The organism is Brevundimonas sp. TWP1-3, assembly GCF_049896085.1.
Lineage (GTDB): Bacteria > Pseudomonadota > Alphaproteobacteria > Caulobacterales > Caulobacteraceae > Brevundimonas.
On record NZ_JAFCTP010000002.1, the window covers coordinates 55,449 to 79,338 of the forward strand.

The 23,890-nt window shown below is 67.7% G+C and carries 25 protein-coding genes; 10 read left to right on the plus strand and 15 right to left on the minus strand.

Features of this window, described 5'->3' with window-relative positions; translation table 11 throughout:
* Positions 1–51 precede the first annotated feature (51 nt).
* Entirely contained in the window at positions 52–837 is a 786-nt protein-coding gene (locus tag ACP693_RS12240) for a F0F1 ATP synthase subunit A (protein ID WP_426019768.1), read from the minus strand.
* 6 nt (positions 838–843) lie between these two features.
* Positions 844–1,203, minus strand: a complete 360-nt coding sequence (locus ACP693_RS12245; protein WP_135195075.1) for an AtpZ/AtpI family protein — start codon at positions 1,201–1,203, stop codon at positions 844–846.
* Between the two features lie 250 nt (positions 1,204–1,453).
* On the opposite strand from ACP693_RS12245, the gene ispH reads away from it, so the two are divergent.
* Complete coding sequence (ispH, locus tag ACP693_RS12250) at positions 1,454–2,425, plus strand: 4-hydroxy-3-methylbut-2-enyl diphosphate reductase (RefSeq protein ID WP_426019771.1); 972 nt, start codon at positions 1,454–1,456, stop codon at positions 2,423–2,425.
* Between the two features lie 199 nt (positions 2,426–2,624).
* On the opposite strand, the gene ACP693_RS12255 is transcribed toward ispH, so the two are convergent.
* From ACP693_RS12255 to ACP693_RS12280, 6 genes are all read right to left on the minus strand, one after another.
* The gene (locus ACP693_RS12255) at positions 2,625–4,163 is read right to left on the minus strand and encodes an ATP-binding protein (RefSeq protein ID WP_426019773.1); all 1,539 of its coding nucleotides are present in this window, start codon (positions 4,161–4,163) and stop codon (positions 2,625–2,627) included.
* Positions 4,164–4,280: 117 nt separating this feature from the next.
* On the minus strand, positions 4,281–4,952 hold the full coding sequence (scpB, locus tag ACP693_RS12260; RefSeq protein ID WP_426019775.1) for an SMC-Scp complex subunit ScpB: 672 nt from the start codon (positions 4,950–4,952) through the stop codon (positions 4,281–4,283).
* 147 nt (positions 4,953–5,099) lie between these two features.
* Positions 5,100–5,921: a segregation and condensation protein A gene (locus ACP693_RS12265; RefSeq protein WP_426019777.1), complete on the minus strand. Its 822-nt coding sequence runs from the start codon at positions 5,919–5,921 to the stop codon at positions 5,100–5,102.
* A gap of 54 nt (positions 5,922–5,975) precedes the next feature.
* The gene (gene nagZ / locus ACP693_RS12270; RefSeq protein WP_426019779.1) at positions 5,976–7,025 is read right to left on the minus strand and encodes a beta-N-acetylhexosaminidase; all 1,050 of its coding nucleotides are present in this window, start codon (positions 7,023–7,025) and stop codon (positions 5,976–5,978) included.
* A 175-nt stretch (positions 7,026–7,200) separates the two neighbouring features.
* Complete coding sequence (locus ACP693_RS12275; RefSeq protein WP_426019781.1) at positions 7,201–7,971, minus strand: SPOR domain-containing protein; 771 nt, start codon at positions 7,969–7,971, stop codon at positions 7,201–7,203.
* 77 nt (positions 7,972–8,048) lie between these two features.
* Entirely contained in the window at positions 8,049–9,254 is a 1,206-nt protein-coding gene (locus tag ACP693_RS12280; protein ID WP_426019783.1) for a deoxyguanosinetriphosphate triphosphohydrolase, read from the minus strand.
* Positions 9,255–9,326: 72 nt separating this feature from the next.
* On the opposite strand from ACP693_RS12280, the gene erpA reads away from it, so the two are divergent.
* Positions 9,327–9,713: an iron-sulfur cluster insertion protein ErpA gene (gene erpA / locus ACP693_RS12285; protein ID WP_426019784.1), complete on the plus strand. Its 387-nt coding sequence runs from the start codon at positions 9,327–9,329 to the stop codon at positions 9,711–9,713.
* 6 nt (positions 9,714–9,719) lie between these two features.
* Here erpA and ACP693_RS12290 read toward each other — a convergent pair whose 3' ends face one another.
* Genes ACP693_RS12290 through ACP693_RS12300 form a run of 3 tightly spaced genes read right to left on the minus strand, consistent with a single transcriptional unit; the run spans position 9,720 to position 13,167 of the window.
* Positions 9,720–9,902 carry a hypothetical protein gene (locus ACP693_RS12290; protein WP_426019786.1) on the minus strand — a complete coding sequence of 61 codons (183 nt, stop codon included), beginning with the start codon at positions 9,900–9,902 and terminating at the stop codon, positions 9,720–9,722.
* Positions 9,899–10,990 (minus strand): PepSY-associated TM helix domain-containing protein, encoded by a 1,092-nt coding sequence (locus ACP693_RS12295; RefSeq protein WP_426019787.1) that lies wholly within the window; start codon positions 10,988–10,990, stop codon positions 9,899–9,901. The genes ACP693_RS12290 and ACP693_RS12295 overlap by 4 nt, the downstream gene beginning before the upstream one ends.
* A gap of 5 nt (positions 10,991–10,995) precedes the next feature.
* Positions 10,996–13,167 carry a TonB-dependent receptor gene (locus ACP693_RS12300; RefSeq protein WP_426019789.1) on the minus strand — a complete coding sequence of 724 codons (2,172 nt, stop codon included), beginning with the start codon at positions 13,165–13,167 and terminating at the stop codon, positions 10,996–10,998.
* A gap of 146 nt (positions 13,168–13,313) precedes the next feature.
* On the opposite strand from ACP693_RS12300, the gene ACP693_RS12305 reads away from it, so the two are divergent.
* The 3 genes from ACP693_RS12305 to ACP693_RS12315 are packed head-to-tail and all read left to right on the plus strand — an operon-like array spanning position 13,314 to position 15,243.
* A complete protein-coding gene (locus ACP693_RS12305) occupies positions 13,314–13,619 on the plus strand; it encodes a metalloregulator ArsR/SmtB family transcription factor (RefSeq protein WP_426019790.1) in 306 nt (101 codons plus the stop codon).
* Positions 13,616–14,296 carry an SdpI family protein gene (locus ACP693_RS12310; protein ID WP_426019792.1) on the plus strand — a complete coding sequence of 227 codons (681 nt, stop codon included), beginning with the start codon at positions 13,616–13,618 and terminating at the stop codon, positions 14,294–14,296. Before ACP693_RS12305 ends, ACP693_RS12310 begins: the two co-directional genes overlap by 4 nt.
* An 11-nt stretch (positions 14,297–14,307) precedes the next feature.
* A complete protein-coding gene (locus tag ACP693_RS12315; protein ID WP_426019795.1) occupies positions 14,308–15,243 on the plus strand; it encodes an alpha/beta fold hydrolase in 936 nt (311 codons plus the stop codon).
* Between the two features lie 26 nt (positions 15,244–15,269).
* Here ACP693_RS12315 and ACP693_RS12320 read toward each other — a convergent pair whose 3' ends face one another.
* The 4 genes from ACP693_RS12320 to ACP693_RS12335 form a co-directional block, all read right to left on the minus strand.
* A complete protein-coding gene (locus tag ACP693_RS12320; RefSeq protein ID WP_426019796.1) occupies positions 15,270–15,887 on the minus strand; it encodes a hypothetical protein in 618 nt (205 codons plus the stop codon).
* A 622-nt stretch (positions 15,888–16,509) separates the two neighbouring features.
* Complete coding sequence (locus ACP693_RS12325) at positions 16,510–17,250, minus strand: prephenate dehydrogenase/arogenate dehydrogenase family protein (protein WP_426019797.1); 741 nt, start codon at positions 17,248–17,250, stop codon at positions 16,510–16,512.
* Positions 17,251–17,419: 169 nt separating this feature from the next.
* Positions 17,420–18,751, minus strand: a complete 1,332-nt coding sequence (locus ACP693_RS12330; RefSeq protein ID WP_426019799.1) for a dihydroorotase — start codon at positions 18,749–18,751, stop codon at positions 17,420–17,422.
* Positions 18,752–18,934: 183 nt separating this feature from the next.
* A complete protein-coding gene (locus ACP693_RS12335; RefSeq protein ID WP_426019800.1) occupies positions 18,935–19,900 on the minus strand; it encodes a glycosyltransferase family 9 protein in 966 nt (321 codons plus the stop codon).
* An 87-nt stretch (positions 19,901–19,987) separates the two neighbouring features.
* On the opposite strand from ACP693_RS12335, the gene ACP693_RS12340 reads away from it, so the two are divergent.
* From ACP693_RS12340 to ACP693_RS12360, 5 genes are all read left to right on the plus strand, one after another.
* Positions 19,988–20,206 carry a hypothetical protein gene (locus tag ACP693_RS12340; protein WP_426019802.1) on the plus strand — a complete coding sequence of 73 codons (219 nt, stop codon included), beginning with the start codon at positions 19,988–19,990 and terminating at the stop codon, positions 20,204–20,206.
* Complete coding sequence (locus tag ACP693_RS12345) at positions 20,203–20,769, plus strand: hypothetical protein (RefSeq protein WP_426019804.1); 567 nt, start codon at positions 20,203–20,205, stop codon at positions 20,767–20,769. Before ACP693_RS12340 ends, ACP693_RS12345 begins: the two co-directional genes overlap by 4 nt.
* 67 nt (positions 20,770–20,836) lie before the next feature.
* Positions 20,837–22,225 (plus strand): response regulator, encoded by a 1,389-nt coding sequence (locus ACP693_RS12350; RefSeq protein ID WP_426019806.1) that lies wholly within the window; start codon positions 20,837–20,839, stop codon positions 22,223–22,225.
* A 50-nt stretch (positions 22,226–22,275) separates the two neighbouring features.
* A complete protein-coding gene (locus ACP693_RS12355) occupies positions 22,276–23,079 on the plus strand; it encodes a YgfZ/GcvT domain-containing protein (RefSeq protein ID WP_426019808.1) in 804 nt (267 codons plus the stop codon).
* A 7-nt stretch (positions 23,080–23,086) separates the two neighbouring features.
* Complete coding sequence (locus ACP693_RS12360) at positions 23,087–23,845, plus strand: 3-oxoacyl-ACP reductase (protein WP_426019809.1); 759 nt, start codon at positions 23,087–23,089, stop codon at positions 23,843–23,845.
* Positions 23,846–23,890 lie beyond the last annotated feature (45 nt).

The following is a 23,890-nucleotide window of genomic DNA, read 5'->3' on the forward strand; positions in this document are numbered from 1 at the left end:
TTCCTAGATTAAAGTCGTTGGTGGTTGGGGTGAAGAGACTGGTCCGGCCCTTTAGTGGGCGTGGTCCAGGTTGACCACATCATTCAGATAGATGCAGGCCAGAACGGCGAAGACGAAGGCCTGGAGGAAGGCCACGAGGAACTCCAGCGCGGTCAGGGCGACGACCATGCCCAGCGACAGGGCCGCGACCGGGAAGGCCAGCAGACCGATGCCGCCGCTCAGGCCCAGCATGCCCAGCGACACGACGAAGCCAGCGAAGATCTTAAGCGCGACGTGGCCGCCCAGCATGTTGCCGAACAGACGAAGCGCCAGGGTTACCGGACGCAGCAGGAAGGAGACGAACTCGATCAGGCCGACGACGGGGCGCAACGCCAGCGGCGCGCCCATGGGCCAGAACAGCTTGAAGAAGCCCAGGCCGTTCTTGGCGAAGCCGACCACCAGCACCAGACCGAAGGTGATCAGGGCGAAGGTGATCGTGATGGCCAGTTGCGAGGTCGCCGTGAAGGTCAGGAACAGACCCAGGATGTTCATGCCCAGGATCAGGGTGAACAGGGTGAAGACGAACGGGAAATATTTGCGGCCTTCGTGACCGATGATGGAATCGGCCAGGTTGTCGATCAGGCCGAACATACCCTCGCCCGCCGACTGCAGGCGGCCCGGCACGATCTTGGCGTTCGACGTCACGGCGGCCAGGAAGCCGACGATCACCACGAAGGCGGCCGTCATGGCGATGTGCGAATTGGTGATCGCCAGATCGACCACGCCCAGAACAGGCAGGGTCACGTCAGGAAGGTCGATGACCTTCTGAATCTGAAACTGATGAATCGGATCGGCCATGAAGCCCTATCGTTCCCCGTCTTCGTCGGCCTCGACGTAGGGTTCGGCCGGAGCCGACGTTCCCAACGCCTTTGCCTGCGCCATCAGCCGGTTGGCTGTGCGACGCGCCATGTAAATCGACAAGGCGAAGCCCAGAAGGACCCCGCCGATCAAACCCCACGGACGGATCCCAAGGACCCAATCCGCGATCGCTCCGAACGCCAGACCCACCAGGACGCCGCCGAGAAGCTCGGCGATGATCTTGTAGGCCTGACCCGACACCTGATGGCCGGTCAGCTCGGCGGATTTCTCCGCCGTCGTCCGCGCCTCCAATGCGGATGCGCTGTCTTGGAGGCGTTTGATCGCCTCTTCGCGCGATTCCGGCATGGGGGATAGGACCTGTGCGTTCAGCGTCCGGACGGTGCGTCCGAACGGGTCTGAATTCGGCGCGGAAACTAATCGTGAGCGGCCCATAGGTCAAGGCGTCGTGATCACGCTCTAAACCGTTGTAGAATTTCGACTTTCGCCGCCTGTGGACAAGCCGTGACGATGCGCCGCTGTTCACGGCGACAGAATCCCGCCCGTCGCGACACGGGTCCGATGGCGATCAGCGCCGCAAACGACTAGGTTCACGGCCATGAATGCGCATGTTCCTCCCCCCGCCGCTCCGCTTCGCCCGATTTCGGTTCGGCTGGCGACGCCGCGCGGCTTCTGCGCCGGGGTGGACCGGGCGATCCAGATCGTCGAACGCGCCATCGAGAAGTTCGGCGCCCCCGTCTATGTGCGCCACGAGATCGTTCACAACCGCCACGTCGTCGAGCGGCTGAAGGCCATGGGCGCGGTCTTCGTCAAGGAACTGGACGAATGCCCCGACGACCGGCCCGTCGTCTTCTCGGCCCACGGCGTGCCCAAGTCGGTGCCCGCCACCGCCCGGGCGCGCGAGCTGGTGTTCCTGGACGCCACCTGCCCCCTGGTGTCCAAGGTCCATGTCGAGGCCGAGCGTCACCATGCCGCCGGCAAGCACATCATCCTGATCGGCCATGCGGGCCACCCCGAAGTCGTCGGCACCCTGGGCCAGCTGCCGCAGGGCGCCATCAGCCTGGTCGAGACCGAGGCCGACGCCGAATCGTTCGAACGCCCCGGCGACGCCCCTCTGGCCTATGCGACCCAGACCACCCTGTCGGTCGACGACACGGCGGGCATCCTGAAGGTGCTGAAGCGCCGCTTCCCCGAACTGCCCGATCCGCACAAGGAAGACATCTGCTACGCCACCACCAACCGCCAGGATGCGGTCAAGGCGTTGGGCGAGGGCTGCGAGCTGGTGCTGGTGGTGGGGTCCAAGAACTCGTCCAACTCGGTGCGGCTGGTCGAGGTGGCGATGCGCGCGGGCGCCGGAGCCGCCTATCTGGTGGACGATGCGTCCCAGGTGGACTGGACCTGGTTCGACGGGGTCCAGACCGTCGGCGTCACCGCCGGGGCCTCTGCGCCCGAGCCGCTGATCGAGGGCTTGGTGGACGCCATCCGCGCCCGGTTCGACGCCACAGTGACCGAGGACGACGGCGCCCGCGAGACCGTCACCTTCAAACTGCCGCGTCTGCTGACGGCCTAAGTCGCTAACCCGCTGGGCGCGATGACGTCCATCTCGTTTTAGATCCCGTCACCCTCGGGCTTGTCCCGAGGGCCCACTGTTGGTCGCGCTCGACCGCAGACGTTGCAAGCCGTCGCCTGAACCCGTCCGCAACCTCGTTCGCATTCACCGTAGGCCCTCGGGACGAGCCCGAGGGTGACGGAAGTGGTTTGTGCAGAACCTACTCGACGGCCTGCAAGGGCAGGGCGACGCGGAAGGTGCTGCCGACGCCGGGCGCGGTAACGACCTCGATCTTGCCCCCCATCAGCGCCGCCAGACCATGCGCCGCCGTCAGGCCCAGCCCCAGGCCGTCGGCTGTGCGCGTGCTGCTCTCGTCGCCTTGGGTGAAGGCGTCGAACAGGCGGGTCGCAGCCTCGGGCTCCATGCCGGGGCCGGTGTCCTCGACCTCCAGCACCAGCTGATCGCCGGCGACGGCCCGCAGGGTGATCTGGCCCGTCCGGGTGAAGCGCACGGCGTTGTCGCTCAGCGCCGCCATCAGTTTCTCGACATGGACCGGATCGCCCAGCCATTCGCCCTCGGCGGCCTCGACGTCTATCTTCAAGCCCTTGGCCTCAGCTGCGCCACGAAGGTCGTTGGCGACACGGCCGAGCAGGTTGTTGGGCCGGAACGGTCGCGTCTCCAGCGTCACCGCCCCGTCGCGCAGCCGCACCACGTCCAGCAACTCCTCGACCAGCCGCAGCTGCTGACGACCCGACGCCTTCAGGATTTCCAGTCTGTCGCGCTGCTGCGGCGTGACCAGGTCCGCCCCGATCACCTCGGCCATGCCCAGCACCCCGTTCAGGGGCGTGCGCAGTTCGTGGCTGACGTTCGACAGGAACCGGGTCTTGGCCTGGTTTGCGGCCTCGGCACGCTCCAGCGCGGACGATAAGGCGACCTCGGACGCCCGCAGACGGCGCACATCGGCGGTCGTATTCCAGAACAGGAACGCCGTGCCGACGATCAGAACCACGACCAACAAAAGCAGCAGCGGCCCGGCCTTCGTCAGGATCTGATAGCCCGGCCGTTCCGGCGTCCAGACGACGCGGCCCAACAGGGCGCCGCCAGCGTCGCGCACATCGACCCCACTCATGCCTTGGGGCGGCGCGGCGTCGCCGGGCTGGAAATGCACCTCGGTCAAGGCCAACCGCGTGCGCAGCGGGTCCAACTCGGCCGCAAACGGCTTGAGCGAGGCCACGATCGGGTCGGACGTCGGCGTTGACCCGGCCGCCGTGTGGCGCACGACGGTCGAGGCGCCCAGCACATAGATGTCGCCGCCGACCTGTACGAAGGCGGCCTTCAAGCGGACGGCTACCTCCGCTGTCGCCGAGCGATCTCGTCCAGCGGCTTGCGCACGCAATTCATCAACCAAAGGCTGGGCCGTTCGTCCGACCGCGTCGCCGATCTGCGCACTGGCTGGCCGGCCCTCGGTGCTGAGGCGGAACAACCGTCCCGCGCCATCATAGCCCAAGGTGAACTGATGCTTGTGCTGGGCGGCGTAGAAGGCGCCGAAGTTGTGGTCGTACCAGGCCACGTCGCCGGCTGTCATGTGATCGACCGCCTCGTCCCAGACCGAGGCCGTGGTCAGGTTCTCGCCGATGATTTCCAGCGCCCGCGTCAGGCGCAACTTCACCAACGCCTCTTCCTTGCGCGCCTGGTGCGCATCGATGCCCTGGCTGACCATGCCCAGGACGCCGGCCATGCCGATGATGGACGACAGCATCAGGATCACCGCGATCCTGAACGTGCTCCACGCCCGCCAACCCGTTTTCGATACCACGCCACTCATAAAGTTCAGCTTAAACGGCGCTGACTAAAACTGCGTGAACGTGACGCAGCGTCAGCGGGGCTCGCCGACGAAATCCTGGGCGAACTCGGGCGCGTCGTCATCGAGAGGCAGGCTGCCGTCCTCGTCGTCGGCCTCGGAGGCGCGGCTGGGGTCCGGCACCTCGAACCCGACCGGCAGCGACAGGTCCAGCAGGCCCGCCGCCTTCATCTCCTGCACGCCCGGCAGGTCGTACAGGGTCGCCAGGCCAAAATGCTCCAGGAACCGATCCGTGGTCGCATAGGTCACCGGGCGGCCCGGCGTCCGCCTGCGCCCCCGCAATCGCACGAACCCCATCTCCAGCAGCAGGTCCAGCGTCCCCTTGGAGATGCTGACGCCGCGCACGCTTTCGATCTCGGCACGAGTGACGGGCTGATGGTAGGCGATGATGGCCAGGGTCTCCAGCGCGGCCTTGGACAGGCGGCGCGGCTCCTCGCGCTCCTGCGTCATCATGAAGGCCAGGTCCGGCGCGGTGCGGAAGCGCCAGCGGTCGGCGACGCACTCCAGCTCCACCCCCCGCCCCTCATATCGGGCGCGCAGACCCGATATGGCGCGCGCGACATTGCAGTTCTCGGGCAGTCGCGCGGCGATCTCGGCGGCGGTCAGCGGCCCGGCGGCGGCGAACAACAGGGCCTCGACCCGCCGCTCGATCTCGGCTTCGTCGGGTTGGAAGGCGAGGTCAGACATAGAAATATCCGCTCATCCCCGCGAAAGCGGGGACCCAGTCCTGTCGCTCGGCAATGCGTTGGCCATCCATCGGCGAAGGCATGACAGACCTTTGCGCCCAAATCACTGGGTCCCCGCTTTCGCGGGGATGAGCGGAAAGTGAAGCCATCACCCCATCAGCTCCAGCGGCTGGCCCTGCCCGCGTCGTTTCAGGAACAGCTCGGCGAACGCCTGCGTCTGTCGAATGTCCATCGCCCCCTCCTTCACCAGCTCCAGACTGGCCGACAGGGTCGAGGCCGTAAAGCTGGCCTGGCTGGGGCCTTCCTCGCCCTCCCGATGCGGCGCCACCTGATCCAGCGGGGTCCAGTCCGCCAGTTTCGGCATGATCTCGCGCAGCCAGTCGCGCGCCGCCTCCAGCGGAAAGGCCTCCACCCGCTGGCCCGGCGAATACTGCCGCGCGCCCTCGCGCCGACGCTGGGTCACATAGGCGCTCATCAGTTCGTACAGGCTGGCGTCGATCCGATCGGACGGCACGATCACCGTCGCCTCCGGATCGCCGCGCGTGAAGACGTCGCGCTTCAGTTGGGGCCGCGCCATCAGTTGTTCGACCGAGCGCCGCATGGCCTCCAGCTTCTGCAGGCGAAAGGCCAGGGCGGCGGCCATCTGCTCGGCCGGCGGCTCCTCGCCCTTGTCTTTCTCGGTGCGAGGCAGCAGCAGCCGCGACTTCAGATAGGCCAGCCACGACGCCATCACGAGATAGTCCGCCGCCAGGGCGAAGTTGCGCCGCCGCGCCTCGTGCACGAAGGCCAGATACTGTTCCGCCAACTGGGTGATCGACAGCTTCAGCAGATCGACCTTCTGGTTCCGCGCCAGGGCCAACAGCACGTGCAGCGGCCCCTCATAGCCGTCCAGATCGACCACGAACGCCTCGCGCTCCTCGACCTCGGCGACGGCGGTGAAGTCCAGATTGGGCTGAAACGCTTCGGACATCTTTCTTGGCCTACCGCGCTTCACGCTGCTTGATGCCGGGACGGTCTAGGCGGCTCATGCCTGCGCCTCCCCCACGTCCGGTCCCTTGGCGACATCCAGCCGACCGCCCATGGCCTGGAAGAAGCGTTCGTGCCCCGCGACCGGATCAAGCGGTTCGGGCACACGCACGATCCGCGCCATCGCCGCCTCGGCCCGCGCCTTGGCCTTGCCCTTCAGCCTGCCGGTCGCCTCGGCCACCGCCTGCATCTCGGCCATGTCGCCGTTGCAATGCAGAACCACGTCGCACCCGGCCTTCAGCGACCGATGCGCCCGCTCGCCCAGCGATCCGCTCAGCGCCTGCATCGACAGGTCGTCGGTCATGATCAAGCCGGAGAAGCCCAGATGCTCGCGCATCATCTTTACGGCCTTCTTGGACTGGGTCGCCGGGCGCTTCTTGTCCACGGCGGTGAAGACGATGTGCGCCGTCATGGCCAGCGGCATGTCCGACATCGCCTTGAACGGCGCGAAGTCCCAGCCATCCAGAGTGTCGAAATCGGCATGGACCGTCGGCAGGTCCTTGTGGCTGTCGGCGAAGGCCCGGCCATGGCCCGGCATATGTTTGATGCAGGGCAGCACCCCGCCCGCCAGCAACCCTTCCGCCGCCGCCCGACCCAGCAGGGCGACCGTATCCGGATCCTGGCCATAGGCGCGGTCGCCGACGATGTCGTGGGCGCCGGGCACCGGCACGTCCAGCACCGGCGCCAGATCGACGTTGATCCCGACCTCGCGCAGATCATGCGCCATCAGCCGCGCGCCCAGACGCACCCGTTCGCGCGCGCCCATCGGGTCGTTCGACGCCGTCACATAGGCGTTTCCCGGCGGATATTTGGGCCAGTGCGGCGGCCCCATCCGTTGGACCCGCCCGCCCTCCTGGTCGATCAGGATCGGCGCGTCAGGATCTCCGATGGCGGCCCGAAGTTCGTCGGTCAGGGCCCGCACCTGATCAGGCGTATCGATATTGCGCCGGAACAGGATGAAACCCCACGGCCGCGCATCGGCGAAGAAGGCCTGCTCGTCCTCGGTCAGCCGATGGCCCGAACAGCCGTAGATGGCGGCGGAGGTCATGCCGCCCCCCTGACCGCCATACTGCCCGTCACCCTCGGGCTTGTCCCGAGGGCCCACGGTTCAGCGCCCAGAATCCATGAACGGGACGCACATCCCCTCCCCTCGCCCCTTCGACCGCGATGCGGACGGGTGGGCCCTCGGGACAAGCCCGAGGGTGACGGAAGGTAAAACCGCATCACCGAACGATGCAGTCCCGCCCGGCGGCCTTCAGCGCGTTGCAGAAGGCGACCGCCCGCTCGCGCGACAGGCCCGAGAAGGTGGTGCGGTACAGGGTCGAACCGCTGGACGAGGTCACTTCGGTCACCCGCTTCTGGGCGCCCGACGCATATTGACCGAAGCGGCCGGCGACGGCGGCGTATTCGCGGTCGGCGATCTCGGTCGAGGAGAACGCGCCGATCTGCACCGCGGCCGAGCCCGTCGCAGCGGCCGGGGCCGTCGTCGCCGGCGCGGCCGGAGCAGGCGTCGTCGGACGCGGCGCGGGGGCTGCTGGCCTCGTGGCGGCGGGCGGCAGGCCTTGGCCGGTCGGGGCGGCGGTCGGCGGCGCGGCGGGGCGCGGCTGGGGCGCTTCCGGCGGCGGGGTGAAGGTCACGGGGGCGTCGGTGGTCTCGGTCTCGTCGCGGTAGACGCGCACCCCCTCGGCCGGATCGATAGGCTGGGCGTCGACGGGCGGGGCCGTCTTCATCTCGCCGACGGGCTGGCCCACGGCGGGCGGCGCGTCGGTCGAGGCCCTAAGACCAGATCGCCCATAGAGCCAGGCCACGGTGACCGCGATCAAGATCAAGACCACGACACTGACGATCAGCGTCACCGGCGGCGCCTTGCCTCCGCCCGAGCCGACGTTGCGACCGCTGCGCGGGTCATAGCTGTTGCGACGGAACGGCAGGTCGTCATCGGTCGGGGGCGTATAGGCGCCCCGGCCCGGCTTGTTGTCGTCATCAAAGGACATGGTCGCGCTCCGCCGTCTGTCAGGCGCGAATCGGCGCGCCGAACGATCACTCTACGCCCCCGCGCAAATCTTTCGAATCACAGATCGAGGGCGAGGTCGAGGCTGAACAGTTTCTGGTGCACTTCTATGGCGTAGCGGTCGGTCATTCCGGCGATATAGTCGCAGACTGCCCGCGCCCGCTGCGTCCGGTCGCTGGTCAGGGCGGGCGTGCTCCACTCGGGCGGCATCACCTCCGGCTCGGCCATGAAAAGCTCGAACAGTTGCGACAGCACCCTCCGCGCCTGGCTGCGCGTGCGATTGACGCGGTAGTGGCGATACATCCGCTCGAACAGGAACTTCCTCAGGATCGCCAGGTCGGCGTGCATGGCGTGCGAGAAATCGACCATGGTCCGCCTGGCCAGACGCACGTCCTCGGTCGTGACGATCCGGTCTTCCTCCAGCCGCCGCGCCGTCTCGGCCAACACGTCCTCGACCATGACGCCGATCATCCGCCGCACGGCCTCGATCCTCAACATCCGGTCGTCGATGGCGGGATAGTCGTGACGCACCTGGGCCAACATCGGCCCGATCAGCGGCACCTGATCCAGGTCCTGCAGGGTGATCAGCCCCGCCTGCACCCCGTCGTCCACATCGTGATTGTTATAGGCGATGTCGTCGGCGACGGCCGCGCACTGGGCCTCCAGCGACGCGAACGTGCCCAGACGCAGGTCCCAGTCCGCCTCCCCGCGGGTCCTGTAGGGCCGCACCACCGACCAGGCCGGTTCGTCCAGCCGATGCGCCACCGGGCCGTTGTGCTTGATGACCCCCTCGACCGTCTCCCAACTCAGGTTCAGCCCGTCGAACTGCGGATAGCGGTTCTCCAGCTCGGTCACCACGCGGAAGCTCTGGACATTGTGGTCGAAGCCGCCGTGACCGGCCATCTGCACCACCAGCTCGTCCTCGCCGGCGTGGGCGAAGGGCGGGTGGCCCAGGTCGTGCGCCAGGGCGATGGTCTCGGCCAGATCGTCATCTAGCCTCAGCGCATGGGCCAGGGACCGCGCGATCTGCGCCACCTCCAGCGAATGGGTCAGGCGGGTGCGATAATGATCGCCTTCGTGCGCCACGAAGACCTGGGTCTTCTCCTTCAGTCGCCGAAACGCCGTCGCATGGATGATCCGGTCGCGGTCGCGCGCAAAGCCCGTGCGGGTCCGGCTACCCGGCTCGGGAACGCGGCGCCCCCGGGTCAGGTCGGCGCGTTCGGCGTAGGTCGCGAGGCCCATCTGGCTGAAGTCTGTCTGGCTCAAGTCATCAACTTTGAAGCTGCTTTGATCCGGAGGCCCTTTGCGAACGCCCTTGCGGGCCTCATATAGACAGCCGTGAGCACCGTCCAATCCACAGAACCGTCCACACCCGCCTTCAGCGTCGCCACGCGCGCGTCGGAGGGCATCGTCCTGGCCGCCAGCGCCGCCAAGCGCCTGGCCAAGCTGGGCGCAGCCGAGGGCAAGACCCTGATGCTGCGCGTGGCGGTGGACGGCGGCGGATGTTCCGGCTTTCAGTACCGGTTCGAACTGATCGAGACGGCCGAGGACGACGACCTGCGCGTCCAGGCCGACGACCAGGCGGCGGTGATCGACCCCGTCTCGGTCCCCTTCCTGAAAAACTCCGAGATCGCCTATGTCGATGAACTGGCCGGCGCCCAGTTCGTCGTCCGCAACCCCAACGCCGCGTCCAGCTGCGGCTGCGGCGTCAGCTTCTCGATCTGACGCCGATCACCGTCGACGCCGGATCAGGGCCCAGACGGTGACGACCACGGTCGAGGCCAGCAGGGTCGAAAAGACCGCATCCCAGACGCCGTCTCCCAGCAGAGCGCCGATCAGGCCCGTCAGGCTAAGTACGAACACCACGACGGGCGCACCGAAGATGGCCCAGATATTCAGGTCCTTGCGGCTCATGCCGGCTTCCGCCGTCCCTTGCCCAGCCACAGATACAGGCCCGAGATCAGGATGACGATGGTAGCGATGTCCAGCAGCGCCCACAGGATCTTCAGCGCCAGCCCGCCATAGTCGCCGAAGTGCAGCGGCTGCGACAGCGACAGCGCCTTCACATACCAGGGCGTCGGGGCAACGGCCGCCAGTTCCCCGGTCCGCGCATCGATCAGGGCCGGCGTCGTCAGATGGGTCGTCAGCGGCGTGTCGCCGTGGAAGAAGACGGCATAGTGGTGATCGGTCGAATAGTCGGTCCCCGGAAACGCCACGAACTGCAGCTTCATGCCCGGCAGCGCCTGTTTCGCCCGCCCCACCGCCGCATCCAGAGAGGCCCGCTCGCCCGCAGGCGCCGGGGTGTCATAGGCCACGGTCAGGTCCTTCAGCGCCGTGTTCTTCCAATAGGCCAGGATCGGCGTGGCCAGAGTGTTGATCACACCCGTCGCCCCGACCACCAGCACCCACCCGGCCGTCACCACCCCCAGCAGGTTGTGATAGTCGAGCCAGCGGGTCCGCGCGGCCTTCTTGGCCCGCACCGTGCCGAACGGCAGCCGGCGCATGAAGGGCGCATACAGCACCACGCCCGACACCACCGCCACGATCAGCATCAGGCCCATCAGACCCAGGAACAGCATGCCCGGCAGGCCCAGGAACATGTCGGTGTGGAGCTGAAGCAGGAACTCCATCACCGGATGGCCGGCGACCGGCGGCGCCACCTCGCCGCTGGTGCGGTCGATGGGCTCGAAACTGTATTTCCCCGCCGGCCCGTTTGGATCGACGCTGGTGACGTTCACCACCGGCCGGTCCTCGTCGAAGCTCATGAAGGCCGGGACCTCACCGGGATGCAGCGCCAGACCCGCCGCCAGCACCTGGTCCAGGCTGAGCGGCGGCCCCTCCGGGTTCGCCGGGGTCCAGGCCTGCGGCAGCAGCACTTCCTCGATCTCATGCGTGAACACCAGCGGCAGGCCGGTCACGCACAGCATCAGCAGGAACAGGGTCGAGACCAGGCTCGACCACTTGTGCACCCAGGTCCAGGCGCGGATGGTCCGCGTCTTCATCCGGTTCAGAACTCGGCCGAGACCGACAGGCGGAACGTGCGCGGCGCGCCCAGCGTCTGATAGCCGGACGTCGGGGCATAGCCGCCCACGGCCACCCACTGATCCTCGTCGGCGAGGTTCTCGACCCGCGCGCGAACCGTCAGCGGCTTGCCGCCCGCCTCGAAGGCGTAGCGCACGCCTGCATCGAACCGGGTCCAGGCGTCCAGCTCCACCGTATTGTCGGTGCTGACCGGCTGTTCGCCCGTATAGACGACCCGGCCCTCCAGCGTCAGGCCGGCGACCATCGGCACGTCCCACTCCGCATTCAGATTGGCCTGGAACTCGGGCGAGCCGGTGGGGCGTTTTCCGACCAGGGCGGCGTCCAGCGAACGGGTGACTTCCGCGTCCAGCCAAGTCGCGCCGCCGATCAGACGCACGCCCGCGATAGGTTCGCCATAAACGCCCACTTCGACGCCGGTGTTCTGCTGCTCGCCGTCGGCGGTGTAGTTCTGGCCGTCGAAATAGGCCTGCGGGCGGTTCGCCTGGAAGACGCTCAGCGTGCCGCCGAACGTTCCGGCATCATATTTCACGCCGACCTCGTATTGCTCGGACTGGAACGGGGCCAGCACTTCGCCGACATTGCCGACCGGCGCGCCGCCGACCTGGGCGGGCGCCGTCGCGCCCGGCTGCAGCGCCTCGGCGTAGTTGGCGTAGAGCGAGAGGCGTTCGCTGGGCTTGAACACGACCGCAAAGGCCGGCGTCCAGGCGTCGCCGTCATAGGCCGAGATTTCCGCGCCGGTGTTGTAGTCGAACGACCGCGTCTCGATCTCCTGATAGCGCACGCCGACCGTGGCCAGCAGGCGACCGTCCAAGAAGGACATCATGTCCGCAAAGGCGATCGAGCGGTTGTTCACCCGCTCGGTCACCAGTGGATCGGACAGATCGCCGCCGACGAAGAAGTCGGGCGTCGGCGCCGTCACGTCGATCGGGTCGTACAGATCGCTGGCGAAACCGGCGAAGTCCGAAAAGGCGTAGGCGTTCTTGGACTTGGATCGCACCTGCGACGCCGAGGCCACCAGCCGGTGTCCGACCGGTCCGGTCGTCACGTCCGCGCGCAGGCCGACGTCGCCCGCCCACACCGTGTCCTCGCGCACATTGTCGAAGCGATAGGCGCTCAGCGCCCCGTCCGCATTGGCGTTCGGATTGGCCAGGACGTTGTCCTCCTCGCCCCGACGCCCGCCGACGGCCGCCCAGGCGGTGACGCGGTCGGTCAGATCGAACTCGCCGCGCGCGGCGCCGAACAGCTGTTCGTCGTCGGTATAGGTCCAGGGCTGGGCGAAGTTGGCGTCGGCCGAGGGCGCCTCGGGAACCGCGCCGTTCGGCGTCACCTGCGGACGCGGCGCGTCGATGCGGTGATCCTGCCAGCCCAGATCGGCCGAGAAGCGGGCCCGCTCGCCGCGACGATCCACGCCCAGGCCAAGCACGCGCAGCTCGCTGTGCTGATCCTCGACCGCGCCCTCGCCCGCCCGGCTGACCAGGTTCAGGCGCGCGCCCCAGGCGTCGTCGGCGCCGAAGCGGCGCGCCAGATCGGCGGCGGCGTAAATCTCGTCGCCGCCTTCCCATCCGGCCGTCAGACGGTTCAGGTCCGCGCCCGTCGCGCGCTTTGGAACCAGGTTGAAGGCGCCGCCCACCCCGCTGCCGCCCGGCGCCGCGCCGTTCAGGAAGGCCGTAGCCCCGTGGAAGACCTCGACCCGCTCAAGCAGTTCCGGCGCCACATATTGGCGCGGCAGCACGCCGTACAGGCCGTTGTAGGTCATGTCGTCCGAGTAAACCGGGAAGCCCCGGATCAGATAGACTTCCTGGAAATTGCCGAACCCCTTGGTCACCCGCACAGCCGGATCGTTCTGCAGCACGTCGCCGACGCTGCGCGCCTGCTGGTCGCGGATCAGGGTCTCGGTATAGCTGGTCACGTTGAACGGTGTGTCCATCGTATCCAGAGCGCCGAACAGGCCGACACGACCGCCCTTCGCTACCTGTCCACCGGCATAGGCGCCGGGCAAGCCGACCTGCGACCCGCCGGTGACGACGATCTCGCCCAGTTCCGCCACGCTCGGCTGGTCCTGCTGCGCCAGGGCGGGCGTGGCGGCGGCCAGGGCCAGGCTGCTGACGGCGCAGGCGAGACGGGAAAAACGGATCATGGATTGCAACGCATTATCAACGCAGGGAGGAAGGCGCTCCCATACGCCTCGTTGCGACTGGCTTGCAATGGCAGAGGCCTGGGTTGCGACATTTTGCGGTCGTATCGGGCTTGCAATTAGCGACATTCCTAATTAGGAATTCGGCTATGAATACCCTGTTCAAGGCCCTGTCGCATCCGGTGCGTCGTCGCATCATCGCCATGCTCCGCGCCGGTCCGCTGGCGTCCGGCGACATCGCCGCCGCCTTCGACATGAGCTGGCCCACCATCACCGGCCATCTCAACGCCCTGAAGGAGGCCGGTCTGGTCAGTCCCGAGCGTGAGGGCCAGACCATCCGCTACCGGCTGGAAATCTCGGCGGTCGAAGAGGCCATGGCCTTTCTGATGGACATCGTCGGAACCGGCGAAGCGGCCGAAACCCTGCCCGACGCGCAAAAGGAACCCCGCCGATGAAGGACCGCCTGTCGCTGCTGGACTATCTGACCGTCGCCGTCTTCGGCGTCCAGGCGGCCTTCGCCCTCTATATCGGCTTCAAGGGGCCGACCACGCCGATGCCGATGCACTGGAACGCGAGTTGGCAGGTCGATCGCTGGGGCGACCGCGTCGAGTTCGCCGTCTTCTTCGGCGGTCTGACCCTGATCGGCTTCATCGCCGCCGCCGGCATGGGCTTGGCCGCCATGCGCGCCGAAAGCCATGGGGAGGCTTCGCGGCGCCGCTCGATGCGGATCGGCCAGGGCCTCACCCTGTTCCTCTTCACCGCCATCGGCCTGACCATCGCCTGGGCCAGCCTGGGACATGCGACGGCGGACAGCGGCCCGGTCGTCATGACCGGCGGCCTGTCGCTGATCCTGCTGGTCACCGGCGCCTTCCTAGGCCGGGTCGCGCCTAATCCCCTGATCGGCGTCCGCACGCCTTGGAGCTACAAGAGCCGCCTGGCCTGGGACCGATCCAACCGTCTGGCGGGCCGGCTATTCTGCCTGATCGGTCTGGTCGGCCTGATCGCCGCGCCCCTCGCGCCTCAGCCTTATGGCGTCACGGCCCTGACTGCCGCCGTCCTGATCGTCGCCGCCGTCTCTGTCTTCGAAAGCTGGCGCGTCTGGCGCGCCGATCCCGACCGCCAACCCTTCTGAAGGCGCCCGCCATGCCGATGCTGATCCCCGCCCTTCTCGCCGCCAGCCTGCTCGCCGGCCCGGTGTCGACCGAGATCACCCTGCCGTCACAGCCCGCGCCGCTGCACGGAACCCTGCTGACGCCCGACGCCCCCACGGCCGTCGCCGTCATCCTCCCTGGCTCGGGCCCGACGGATCGGGATGGGAACAGCCCGCTGGGGGTCTCGGCCTCGACCTACCGCCTGCTGGCCGAGGGTCTGGCGCAACAGGGCATCGCCACCGTCCGCATCGACAAGCGCGGCATCGGGGCCAGCGCGGCGGCGGGTCCGGCCGAGGCCGATCTGCGGTTCGACGCCTATGCCGCCGACGCTCGTGCCTGGGCGACGCAGGCCGCCGCGCGCGCGGGCCTGCCCTGCGCCTGGCTGATCGGCCACAGCGAGGGCGCCCTGGTGGCGCTGAAGGCGGTCGAAAACGACGACAAGATTTGCGGCCTGATCCTGCTGTCCGGCGCCGGCCGCCAGGCGGGCACGGTGCTGCGCGAACAGTTGGCGACCCTGCCCGAGCCGATGAAGACCCAGGCCTTCGCCGCCCTGACCCAGCTTGAGGCCGGCCGCACCGTCGCTGACACGCCGCCTGCGCTGGCGGCCCTGTTCCGTCCCTCGGTCCAGCCCTATCTGATCTCGTGGCTGCCGCTGGACCCCGCCGCCCTGCTCGCCGCCTACGACGGCCCGGTCTTGATCGGTCAGGGAACCACCGACCTCCAGATCACCGTCACGGACGCCCAAGCCCTGGCCGCCGCGGACCCCAAGGCGGCGCTGAAACTCTGGGACGGCGTCAACCACCTCCTCAAGACCGCCCCCGCCGACCGTGCGGCGAACATGGCGACCTATGCCGATCCGGCGCTACCGCTCGCGCCGGGCGTGGCGGAGGACGTGGGGGCGTTCATTCGGGGGAATGCGAAGCGCTGACTTCGGCTCCTTTCAAAGTCAGGAGATCACTTCCCGCCAGTTTGCTCAGTCTGGAGCGCTGCCGCAGGCGTAGGAACCTCATCATTCACAGATTCGGCATTCACAAAATACTTATGGCGAAGGTTCGGATAAGGGTGAAGCTGACCGAGATATTTGTATCCTAAGCGGGCGAAAATAGTCGTCGCGGCGTCGACGTCGGACAGATAATCTTGGCCATCATTTCCAGCGGCAATGTCGGCTTCTATGAAGTCCAATATCATAATCATATATCCGATTTCTTCTTGAGCTTTTGGATCAGGGATGACTACGTTATTCGCTGCCAGCAGATGTGCTCGCGCACGCCGAAGCGCACCACTTTCCGTAAGATGCTTGGCGTTGGCGGCTTCGGCCTCCTTGTCACCTATTTCGCCGCTGTAACTGCCCGAAACGACCTCAAGCTCTGACCCTATATTGTAGCAGACGCTGCCGATCTTGCGGCGCTCGAACACAGCCGCCTTCGCGCCCTGTAAGACTGCGTACCAAAGAGCGCCAACTGCCGCGAACGCGGCGACGCCGTTTAACGCAAGGGCCCACCAAGCCGCGTTAGCCGAGGAAACAGCTGCGGCAGCCGCATGCTGAGTAGCCGCCAACATATCCGCTTCCATGATCACTCCGACGTTCGTATCATCAAACTAGCAAGCCGATCCTTGCCGATGAGCGTCCACTTTGGGTCGTCTTGCGAAGTTGCCTCCCGAACCGGACCTCCCCAGCGTCGCCTAGCGAGCAAAGGCAGCGAAGTTCGGCTAAGATTGTTAGCGGTCGTAGCAGAATGAAGGGGAAAGTCGCTTAACGGAGATCGGTCTATTCACCGTTACCTCTGAACGCCATAGACCCAGATGGCCTGCGCCACCAAATGGACGGTGAGTTCTGCGTCCGACGAAAGAGACTAAGAACGGCTGCACTGTGTAGCAGTCCCCATCTCCGAGGCTCTTCTCCATAAGCCGTTCCAGATCCGACCACTTGGTCCACTCCAACCAGTCTGTCTCGCTGTAATCGGGACGTACCGTCGGCACTTCGGTCGCTCCCTCGACGAAAGTCGATCCTTCGAACTCGTAGAGCCAGACACCGGAAAACTGCCGTGTGCCGCCGCTAAAGCCGCCGCCCACGCACGACGTGAGGGCCAAGCCCATTGCGACCACGCTGAACAATCTGAGATTCATGCCCAATCTAATCATGTTTTCTGAGAGCGGGCTAAGGACCGAAATCAGCCATCGACCAGTCCGCCGCCTACCGCTCCCTCAACTCTCCCCGCGCCCCCTCCGCCAGAGCGAAGAACCGCTCCCTGACCTCCGCCGCAAAAGGGTTGTCGCGTTCGATGGCGCGGAAGACGGCGGGGCTATCGTGGCGGACCATGTCGACGGCCTGCATCAGCCGGTCGAAGCTGGCGGTGGTCATGCGCGTCGGCAGGGGCTCCATGGCCATCAGGACGCGGGCGATCAGGTGGGTCAGGCCCTGGACGGTGGCGGCCTCGCGGTCGTGATCCTCGGGACTGACCTGGAAGACCTTCAGCCCCAGCGCCCGGCGGCAGAAGGCGGCGACGCGGCGGGCGTCCTTTCCGCCTCGCACCTCGCAGATGGCGATGCGCAGGCCGGCGATGCCGTCCTTGCCGCTCTGCGGGCCGAGGGGGTGAGTGCCGACGATGCGCACGCCGGGCGGCAGCAGGGCGTCCATGGCCTGCGCCGGCTTCACCTTCACCGAGCCCACGTCGATGACCAGGGCGCCCGGCGCCAGGTGCGGGCGGATGGCGATCAGCGTCGCCTCCAGCGCCTCGACCGGCACGGCCAGCACCACCGTCGGACAGGCGGCGGCGGTCGTCAGGTCGGTCAGGGTCGCGACGCCCTCGCCGCCCCCGACTCCAGGCGTCGCCGCCGGATCATGGGCGAGGATGTCGAACCAGGGCGACAGATGCCGCGCCGTCAGCCGCCCGAAGGCGCCGAAGCCGATCAGGCCGAGCTTTTCCTTCGCCACCGTAACACCCGGCGCCTTCCCACCAACCTCTGTCATCCTCGGGCTTGACCCGAGGACCGGGTGCGGATCGGGCTGTGCGCTCGCCGCCGACGCAATGCAGCGGACCCTCCGGTCCTCGGGTCAAGCCCGAGGATGACGGAGTGGTAGTAGATCGCGGGGCGAAGCGACCTCACAGCGTCTCCATGAACCGCACCGGCCGGCCGTGCGCCGATCCGATCAGTTCGCCGTCCTGCATCACCACCCGGCCGCGCACGATGGTCGCCATCGGCCAGCCGGTCGCCTCCACCCCGTCGAATGGGGTCCAGCCGCAGCGCGTCGCCTGCTGGTCGTGGGTGATCGTCCGCTTCGCCTTCAGATCGACGATGGTCAGGTCGGCGTCGTAACTGACGGCCATCCGCCCCTTGTTGGCCGTGCCGAACACCCGTTGCGCGCCGGCCGAGGTCAAGTCGATGAACCGCTCCAGGCTCAACCGCCCATTGGCCACGTGCGTCAGCATCAGCGGCACCAGGGTCTGCACCCCCGGCATCCCCGACGGCGAGGCCGGATAGGGCTTGGCCTTTTCTTCCTTGGTATGCGGCGCGTGGTCGGAGCCCAGCACGTCCGCCACGCCCTGCTGCATCCCCCACAGCCACAGGGCGTCCACATGCTCCTGCGACCGGATCGGCGGGTTCATCTGGGCGTAGCTGCCCAGCCGCTCATAGGCCTCGGGCGCGACCAGGGTCAGGTGCTGGGGCGTGATCTCGACGGTGGCGACGTCCTTGTGGAAGCGCAGATATTCCATCTCGTCCCTGGTCGTGACGTGCAGCACATGGATGCGCGCGCCGGTCTCCTGGGCCAGGCCGACCAGGCGCCGCGTCGAGCGGATGGCGCTCTCGGCGTCGCGGACCTCGGGGTGGCTTGTCCAGTCGCCGGTGCGGGCCAGGCCGCGACGTTCGATCAGCCGGTATTCGTCCTCGGAGTGGAAGGTGGCGCGGCGGCGCACGTTCGACAGAACCTTGCGCACCCCCTCGTCGTCGGCGATCAGCAGGTCGCCGGTCGAGGCGCCCATGAAGACCTTGACCCCGCAACAGCCCGGCAGCCGCTCCAATTCGCCCAGATAATCGGCGTTTTCGTGCGTGCCGCCGACGTAGAAGGCGTGGTCGGTCCACATCCGGTCTTTCGCCCGCGACAGCTTGTCGGCCATGGTGTCCGGGTCGGTGGTGTTGGGATTGGTGTTCGGCATCTCGAACACGGCGACGACCCCGCCCAGGGCGGCGGCGCGCGACCCGGTCTCCAGGTCTTCCTTCCACTCCAGGCCCGGTTCGCGGAAATGGACCTGGGTGTCGATGACGCCGGGCAGGACCGTCAGGCCGGTCGCATCGAAGGTCTCGCCGGCCGAGGCCTGGGACAGGTCGCCGATGAAGGCGATCTTGCCGTCGATCACCCCGACGTCGGCGGGGCCGCGCCCCGCATGGTTCGCCACCTCGCCGCCACGGACGATCAGGTCATAGGTCTGGGTCATGGGGCGGGCATCCTTCTATTCGATGCCGTGCTTCTACATTTCCGCTCATCCCCGCGAAAGCGGGGACCCAGTTCTTTCGCCAGGACACGATCACTGGGATTGCTTGATCGAAACCCGTTCACACAATGATCGCTCAAAGCACTGGGTCCCCGCTTTCGCGGGGATGAGCGGGATGGAGGGGTGTTAATTCCGCGCCTTCAACATCCGCGTCGCCGTCTTCAGCACCCGCTCCCACGGCAGGTCCATCATATGCTGGATCGCCTGGTTCAGGCGCGGATCCAACGTCTTGAACTCGTCATAGCTGCGCGGCCCCCGCACAGCCTCGCCCTTCCACGGCCCGCGCGTCGTCTCGTCCGACGGGCCGAACACCGCCACCACCGGCGCGCCCGAGGCCGTCGCCAGATGGGTCCAGATCGAGTCCGCCCCGACATACAGCGCCGATTTCGACAGGGCCGCCACAGTCTGCAGCCGGGTCAGCCTGCCCTGCAGCTCGATCACCCGCGCGCGGGGCACGGCGTAGCGGATGGTGTGGGCCGCCTCGCGGTCGATCTCCTCGCCCACGATCATCAACCGCCCGCCCGCCAGCGGTCCGTCGTCCGCCAGCAGCTTGGCCGCCACCTTGGCATAGCGTTCGGCGGGCCAACGCTTGCCCATCCATTCCACGCCCGGCCCGACCGCCAAAATCGGCCCCTCGCCGCCCGTCGTGGGGATCAAGGCCTGAACCTGAGCCATCGTCTCGTCGGACACGAACAGCTTCGGCGCCGGAATCTCCTCCGGCTCCAGCTTCAGCACCGCCGCCGCCGCCTCGACCGCATGAAGGCCCGGCGCATCCTTGCCCCGCACCGCCCGCTTGTGCCGCCTCAGCTTGCCCGACAGGTCCGAGCCGCGCATGTCCACGACCAAACCCCATTTGGTCCCGCGCACCTGGTTCCACAGGGCGATCCATTCGAAATGGCCCTCGCGCTCCAGCACGATCAGCTTCGTCAGGCGCGGCGTGTCGGCGAACAGCGGCGCGCTGGCGGCCGATCCGACGATCGTGAAGGTCGCATCCGGCAGGCTCTCGACCAGATGCGCCAGTACGCCCGAAGACAGCACGGCGTCCTCGGCGTCCGCCTCGGCGATATACAGGATGGGAAACCGCCCGATCATCCGTTGACGGATACAGGGATTCTATCGGGGGTTCAGCGTCAAACGCAGGTTTCCACAGGCAGGCGCCATGGGTTAGAACCCGCGCCCATGATCCAGACGCCCGATCCAGCAGCCGCCGCCGCCCTCGAACGCTTCAAAGCCCAGCGCGTCACGGCCATCTATCGGCTGGACCTGATCGCCAAGGGCGCCACCATTTCCTACGAGGACGGCACGCCCATCGACATGGTGTCCGAAAAGGCCCGGCTGGAAGCCGTCGTCGCCGACATGGACCGCCGCATCGCCCAGTTGGAACGCGCAGCCGGGTGAGTCTTCCCCTCCTCCCCGGCCGGACCTGCGGCGGCTGCGTCGAATGCTGCCGGGTCATTCCGCTGGACCTGCCGGAACTGGCCAAGCCGACCGGCGAGCTGTGCGCCTATTGCGTCGACGGCGCCGGCTGTTCGGTCCACGCCATCCGGCCCAGCACTTGTCGCATCTGGTTCTGCCTGTGGCGCGTGGTCGAGCTGTCCGACGACTGGCGGCCGGACCACAGCGGCGTCATCGTCCGCCCCGACGGGGTCGAGGACGGGATCATCACCCTGTATGTCCTGCGCCGTTCGGACTTCCTCGCCTCGCCAGACGTCTTCATGACCGTCGTCGGCTGGATCGCCGAGGGGATCGAGGTCGCGCTCAGCATCCCCGGCCCGGTCGGGACCTATCCGGCCCGCGCCGTTGTCACCGACTGGCTGCGCCCGGCGATCGAGGACGGCGACCCCGCCGCCTTCCTGGCCCGCGTCCTGCGCTCGCTGGACACCCTGGCCGAGCATGACTTCCAGCCCGACGGCGTCGCCCGACGATACGCCGTGACAACCCAGGATGACCCATCCGCTTAGCCGAAGCTTAAGTCCTTGCCGCTATTCTGAAATCTGTAAAGCCGCCGCTTTGAGAGATACGCCGGAAATGCAGGCCTGGGACGCGCTGCGACGCCCGATCTGGATGTTCGATCCGTCCGCCCTGCGCGGCGTCTATGCGAACGCCGCCGCCCTGGATCTCTGGGGCTCCGACAGCCTCGACGCCCTCCTGGCCCGCGACTTCAGCCAGATGTCGCCGGCTGTGCTGGCCCGTACCGAGCGGCTGGCGCGCGAGACGGCGAACGGCGAGACCCTATCCGAACACTGGACCTTCTATCCCAACGGACGGCCGCTGACGGTGACGGCGGTCATCTCGACCTACTGGCTGGACGACGGCACGCCGGTCCTGCTGTTCGAGGCCGCCCCGATCGAGGTCGAAAGCGAGGAACGTCGCGCGGTCGAGGCCCTGCGCCACACCTCCACCCTGATCTCCCTGTTCGACAGCGAAGGCCGTCCGCTGTTCTCCAATCCGGCGGCGTTCGCGGCCTATGGCTCGACCACCCATCCCTTCGAGGCCCGGTTCGCCCAGCCCGAGCGCGCCCAGCCCATGCTGGCGGCGGCCCTGTCCGGCGACCTGGCGGCCGACGTGTGCGAGATCGTCACGCGCGAGGGGCCACGCTGGCATCATCTGGACATCCGCCCGGCCATCGATCCCGTCACCGGCCACCTGGGCCTCATCCTGACCGAGATCGACGTGACCGAACGGGTCCAGGCCGAGCAGGCCCGCGTCGCCGCTGAACAGAAAACCGCCATGGCCGAGGCCCGTCAGCGGTTCCTGACCGACATGTCGCACGAACTGCGCACGCCGCTGAATTCGGTCATCGGCTTCTCGGACCTGTTGTCCAAGGCCGGCCTGGCACAGGAACACGGCGACCACGCCGACCGGATCAATGGCGCGGGCCAGCGCCTGTTGTCCGTCGTCAACGACATGATCGACCTGTCGTCCGACAAGGTCGTTCCTCTGCCGACGCTCGACGCCGTCATCGAGGAACCCGCAGCCGCCAATGAAGACGCCGCCGCCCTGCGCGTCCTCTATGTCGACGATCACGACAGCAACCGCGCCCTGGTCATGGCCGTCATGTCCGCCCAGGGCATCGTCTGCGCCACCGCCAACGACGGCGCGCAAGGGGTCGAGGCGGCCCGCGACGGTGACTGGGACGTGATCCTGATGGACATCCAGATGCCGGTGATGGACGGCGTCGATGCGACCCGCGCCATCCGCGCCCTGCCGGGTCTGGTCGGCCGCACGCCGATCCTGGCCCTGACCGCCAACACCCTGCCGGAACAGCTGATCCAGTACGAAGAGGCCGGCATGGACGACTGCATCGCCAAGCCGATGAACATCGTCGATCTGGTCACCCGCGTCACGGCCTGGGGCGCCAGCGACTGGCGCAACTTCGACCCCCTGTTCGATCCCGAGGCCGCCGCCGTCGCCTAAATTCGGCGCGGCGTCTTCTGGAGCCGCCGCCTGCGCCCTATCTTGCGCCCATGCCCATCGCCCGTCTCGACAGCCGCGCCCTGATCTCCGTTACGGGCGAAGACGCGAAGCCCTTCCTGCACAATTTGCTGACCCAGGACGTGGAGACGCTGGCAGAGGGCGAGCTGCGCTTCGGCGCCCTTTTGTCCCCGCCCGGCCGGCTGCTGTTCGACCTGTTCGTCCTGGGCCAGGCGGACGGCGTCCTGCTGGATGTCGCGACTGAGCGCCGCGACGCCCTACTCCAGCGCCTTTCGATGTACAAACTCCGCGCCAAGGTCCAGGTCGCCGCCGACGACCGCGCCGTCTTCGCCGCTTGGCCGGACGCGCCCGAGGGCTTCATCCCCGACCCGCGCACCCCGCTGATGGGCGGCCGCCTCTATGGCGAGGCCACGCCCGATGCCGCTCAGGCCGACTACGACGCCCACCGCCTGTCCATCGGCCTGCCCGATCCGACCGCCGACGCCCCTCAGGACAAGACCTATCCGATCGAGGCCGACTTCGACCTGCTGAACGGCATTGACTTCCAGAAGGGCTGTTTCGTCGGACAGGAGACCACCTCGCGCATGAAACGCCGGGGAACGATCAAGAACCGGATGCTGCCGCTCGACTTCGACGGCCCCGCCCCAGCCTTCGGCGCCGAGGTGCTGAAGGGCGAACTGCGTGCGGGCGAGGTGCTGTCGGGTCGTGACGGCTCGGCCATGGCCCTGCTGCGGATCGACCGGCTCGACGGCGACCTGGCCGTGGACGGCCGCCCTGTGCGCTTGCGCAAACCCGCCTGGATGGGCGAGGACGTCCTCCCCTCCTCAAACACTTGAGTCTCCCATGAAGATCGCCGACCAGATCGTCCTCGTCACCGGCGGCGCACGCGGCGTCGGGGCCGCCGCCGTCCGCGCCTTCGCCAACGAAGGCGCCCGCGTGATCATCAACTGGCGCGCCAGCGAGGACGCCGCGACCGCCCTCGCCGCCGAGATCGGCGACCGCGCTATCGCGCTCCAGGCTGACGTGACCGACCGCGCCGCCGTCGACGCCATGGTCGCCGCCGCCCGGGCCCATTTCGGCGCCCCCGTCACCACCGTGGTCAACAACGCCCTGGACTACAGCTTCAACGGCGACGCCCGGTCGCAGATGACCGACATCGGCTGGGACGAACTGGCGGCCCAGTTCTCGACCGTCGTGCGCGGCGCGCTGAACACCATCCAGGCGACCGCCCCCGGCATGGCGGCGGCCCGGTTCGGCCGCGTCGTCAACATCGGCACCAACCTGTTCCAGAATCCGGTCGTGCCCTATCACGACTACACCGCCGCCAAGGCCGCCCTGCTGTCGCTGACCCGCACCGCCGCCGGCGACCTCGGCCCCGATGGCATCACCGTCAACATGGTCTCGGGCGGCCTTCTGCGCACCACCGACGCCAGCGCCGCCACGCCCGAGGCCGTCTTCGACCTCATCGCCGGCATGACGCCCCTGCGGTCGGTGACCACCCCCGAAGAATTCGCCGACGCCGTCCTCTTCTTCGCCTCGCCGTGGAGCCGCGCAGTGACGGGTCAGAACCTGGTGGTGGACGGGGGATTGGTCAGGGACTGAGGCCAACGTGATCTTCCCTTCTCCCAGTGGGAGAAGGTGGCCCGA